General features: G+C 50.8%; 3 protein-coding genes. All 3 read right to left on the bottom strand.

What is annotated here, in order from left to right; translation table 11 throughout:
• Window positions 1–87: 87 nt before the first annotated feature.
• Entirely contained in the window at window positions 88–1,497 is a 1,410-nt protein-coding gene (gene murC, locus ACTHUE_RS12325; protein ID WP_440423588.1) for a UDP-N-acetylmuramate--L-alanine ligase, read from the bottom strand.
• A 165-nt stretch (window positions 1,498–1,662) separates the two neighbouring features.
• The gene (gene murG / locus ACTHUE_RS12320) at window positions 1,663–2,730 is read right to left on the bottom strand and encodes an undecaprenyldiphospho-muramoylpentapeptide beta-N-acetylglucosaminyltransferase (RefSeq protein ID WP_440403057.1); all 1,068 of its coding nucleotides are present in this window, start codon (window positions 2,728–2,730) and stop codon (window positions 1,663–1,665) included.
• Window positions 2,731–2,734: 4 nt separating this feature from the next.
• Window positions 2,735–3,987 (bottom strand): FtsW/RodA/SpoVE family cell cycle protein (locus tag ACTHUE_RS12315; protein ID WP_440423586.1); only part of this gene is annotated, 1,253 nt, incomplete at its 5' end.

The raw sequence follows: 3,987 nt of genomic DNA, 5'->3' as shown, positions 1-3,987 counted from the left end.
ACTTTCCACTTTCTTAAATACTGATACAGGCCGTCTGAATATTATTCAGACGACCTATCTGTCCTCAAAGGCCAATATGCCTGTTTATTATGATTGTTTCGACAATTCCACCAATGCAGACGGAACGCGGTTGATGCTGCCGGCACCCATATTCAGAACAACATCGCCGTCTTGCAAAACATTCAGCAGCATTTGCGGCAGGTCGGCAACGTTTTCGCAGTAAATAGGCTCAAGTTTGCCCAATACGCGGATGGCGCGCGCCAAGGCGCGGGAATCGGCTGCGGCAATCGGCTCTTCACCTGCGGCATAAACTTCGGTCAACACCAGCGCATCAACGGTATTGAGGACTTTAGTAAAGTCTTCAAACAAATCGCGTGTACGGGTATAGCGGTGCGGTTGGAAAGCCAAGACCAAGCGTTTTTCAGGGTATGCGCCGCGTGCAGCAGAAAGGGTTGCCGCCATTTCGACAGGATGGTGGCCATAATCGTCCACCAGCAAAACGGTTCCGCCGTTTGGCAATTTGATGTCGCCATATTTTTGGAAGCGGCGGCCGACGCCTTCAAAGCCGAGCAAGCCTTTTTGGATGGCTTCAACCGATGCGCCAACTTCCAGCGCAACACCAATAGCCGCCAACGCATTGAGGACGTTGTGGCGACCGGGCATATTCAAAACAACTTCAAACGGCTCTTGCTCATGTCCTTTCATTTGAACATGAACGGTAAATTTCATTTGAGCGCCGATGTTTTCAATATCGGTTGCGTAGATATCGGCAGTATCGTCCAAGCCATAAGTAGCGTAAGGCTTGCTCACTTTTGGCAAAATCGCGCGGACATGTTCGCTGTCGATGCACAAAAATGCTTTGCCGTAAAACGGCATACGGTGGATAAAATCGACAAACGCCTGATGCAGTTTCTCAACACTGTGGCCGTAAGTGTCCATGTGGTCTTCGTCGATATTGGTCACAACGGACATAATCGGGGTCAGGTACAGGAAAGAGGCATCAGATTCGTCGGCTTCTGCGACGATGTATTCGCCTTTACCCAAACGGGCGTTGGTACCTGCGGCATTGAGCTTGCCACCGATAACAAAAGTAGGATCAAGTCCTGCCGCACCGAGAATAGAAGCGGTCAGGCTGGTTGTCGTGGTTTTGCCGTGCGTACCGGCAATGGCGATACCATCGCGGAAGCGCATCAGTTCTGCCAACATCAGCGCGCGCGGAATCACGGGAATCTGCTGTTCCAACGCGGCAACAACTTCAGGATTGTCTTTTTTGACGGCAGTAGAAGTAACAACCACATCGGCACCATTGACGTGTTCGGCAGTATGGCCGGGGTAAACTTGGATGCCGAGAGCGCTCAAATGCTCAGTAACGGCATTACGCGCCTGATCCGAACCGGAAACTTTAAAGCCCAAATTGTGTAAAACTTCGGCAATACCGCTCATGCCGACGCCGCCGATTCCGACAAAATGGATGTTGGTCACTCGATTTTTCATCATAACGTTGCGTTCCGGTTGGTTTTTAGTGCGTAAAGGCGTTATTTTAAAGGGCTATCCGCTTCTGCGCTATGCTTTTATTGTAAAGGAATTTTAACAAAGGCAATGAAGGCCGTCTGAAATGCCGTTAATCAACTTTCAGACGGCCTTTAATCGAAGTCTGCCTGCTTACTCAGTACAGGATATGGCAATTTCCGCCACATCGTCCGCACTGTGCGGCAACGCCAGCGTACGGGCATTTTTCGCCCATTTCAGGCATTTTTCACGGTTCAAACCGCCGAGGATTTCGGCCAATTTTTCTGCCGTCAGTTGAGTTTGCGGCAGCAGCAAACCAGCTTCGGCCTGCACCATAAAACGCGCATTGGCTGTTTGATGGTCGTCCACTGCATGCGGATACGGCACCAGCAACGCACCCAAACCGGCAGCCGTCAGTTCGGCAATCGTCAGCGCGCCGGCACGACAAATCACCAAATCGGCATCTCGGTAGGCAGACACCATATCGGTAATAAATTCGACGCACTCGGCTTGCACACCCAACGCATCGTAATCCGCCTGCAAGTTACCCAATTTATTGCGGCCGGACTGATGATACATTTGCGGACGGGCAGCCTCAGGCAACAATGCCAAAGCCTGCGGAACGGTTTTGTTCAACACATCTGCCCCTAAACTGCCACCCACCACCAAAACTTTCAGACGGCCCTGGCGGTTTGCAAAGCGTTCTTCAGGAACAGGCAATGCCGCAATATCGGCACGGACAGGGTTACCCACCAATCCGCCTTCATGTTGAAAGGCTTTCGGGAAAGCATACAGAACACGTTTTGCCCAACACGACAGTTGGCGGTTGGACAAACCGGCTACGGCGTTTTGCTCATGAATCACAATCGGCACACCGGAAATTTTTGCCGCCAAGCCACCGGGGAAAGTAACAAAACCACCAAAACCGATCACACACTCGACACGGTGTTTCTTAATAATCTGCTGCGCCGCACGGACAGTTTTATACAGCGTAAACGGCAACATCAGCTTGCGCTTGATGCCGTTGCCACGGATTCCTTTAATGGCCAGCGTTTCCAAGCGTATGCCGTATTGCGGCACGATACGCTCTTCCATCGAATCCTGACTGCCCAGCCAAATCACATGATGGCCGCGCTTTTGCAGCGACTCGGCAACCGCCAATGCAGGGAAAATATGACCGCCCGTACCGCCGGCCATCAGCATAAAAGTTTTACCGCTCATGGTTTTACTCCACCGAATAACCGCGCATTTTTTGGCGGTTTTCATAATCAATGCGCAATAACAAAGTAATGCACACCAGCATGATAAAGACAGCCGAACCACCGTAAGACATAAACGGCAAAGTCAGGCCTTTAGTAGGCAGGATACCGATGTTTACACCGATATTGAAGAAACTTTGAATACCAATCCAAATACCGATGCCGTTGGCAATGTACGCGCTGAACATCAAGCCCGAATCACGCGCCTGCTTGCCGATGGAAAACGCACGCCACACCAGCCAGCCGTAGCAGAACACCAAAACCAGCATCCCGAAAAAGCCGAATTCCTCGCCGATGACGGCAAAAATAAAGTCCGTATGCGCTTCAGGCAGGTAGAAACGTTTTTCCAAACTCGCACCCAAGCCCTCACCAAACCAGCCCCCGCGCGCAATCGCCATCAAGGAATGCGTCAGCTGATAGCCTTTACCCAAAGGATCGCTCCAAGGGTCCAAAAACGCTGCCACACGCGCCATACGGTAAGGCGCAGCCAAAATCAACAAGCCCATACCGCTCACAACGGTCGCCACCAATACGGCAAAATACTTCCACGGAAAGCCTGCCAAAAACAGCATACCCATGGTAATCACGACAATCACGACAAACGAGCCAAAGTCCGGCTGACCCATAATCAAAACCAAACCGACCGCCACCAACATAATCGGCAGAATCAAGGTCTTAAACTTGCGGAAGCGTTCCTTTACCCTTACCCAAGCTTCACTTTTAAAAGGGCTGCACACCAAATCGCCAATACCGGTAAACAAAGACGACCAACCCAAAGAATCCAAATCACGCAACATTTCTTCACGACGCGTAAACAGGCTGGACAAATACAAGACCGTCGCCAATTTGAAAAATTCGGTCGGTTGCAAGTTGAGCGGCCCGATATGAATCCAGCGCGTCGCGCCGTTAATTTCGCGGCCGACAAACAAAACCAGCAACAACAGCAAACCCGAAACAGCAAAATAAAACGGAATAATCCGCCGCCAGAAACTCATCTTCAGCAGGAAAAGCGGCAAGCATATGGCCACCGTAAACAGGATAAACATTGCCTGCTTAGACACAAAAGAAAACTGGCTGCCCCCTTCCGATGCCGCATACGCAATAGAAGCCGAATAAATCATAATCAGGCTGAAGACCGTCATTAAGACGACCATCCACAAGAGAGAAACATCAAACTTCCGACCATCGCGCGCAATCGGCCGGTCAAGCATTTTGGAAA

The organism is Neisseria sp. P0021.S005 (genome assembly GCF_051956955.1).
The sequence above is the reverse complement of the archived record's forward strand: the minus strand, read 5'-3'. Positions and strand labels throughout refer to the sequence as shown.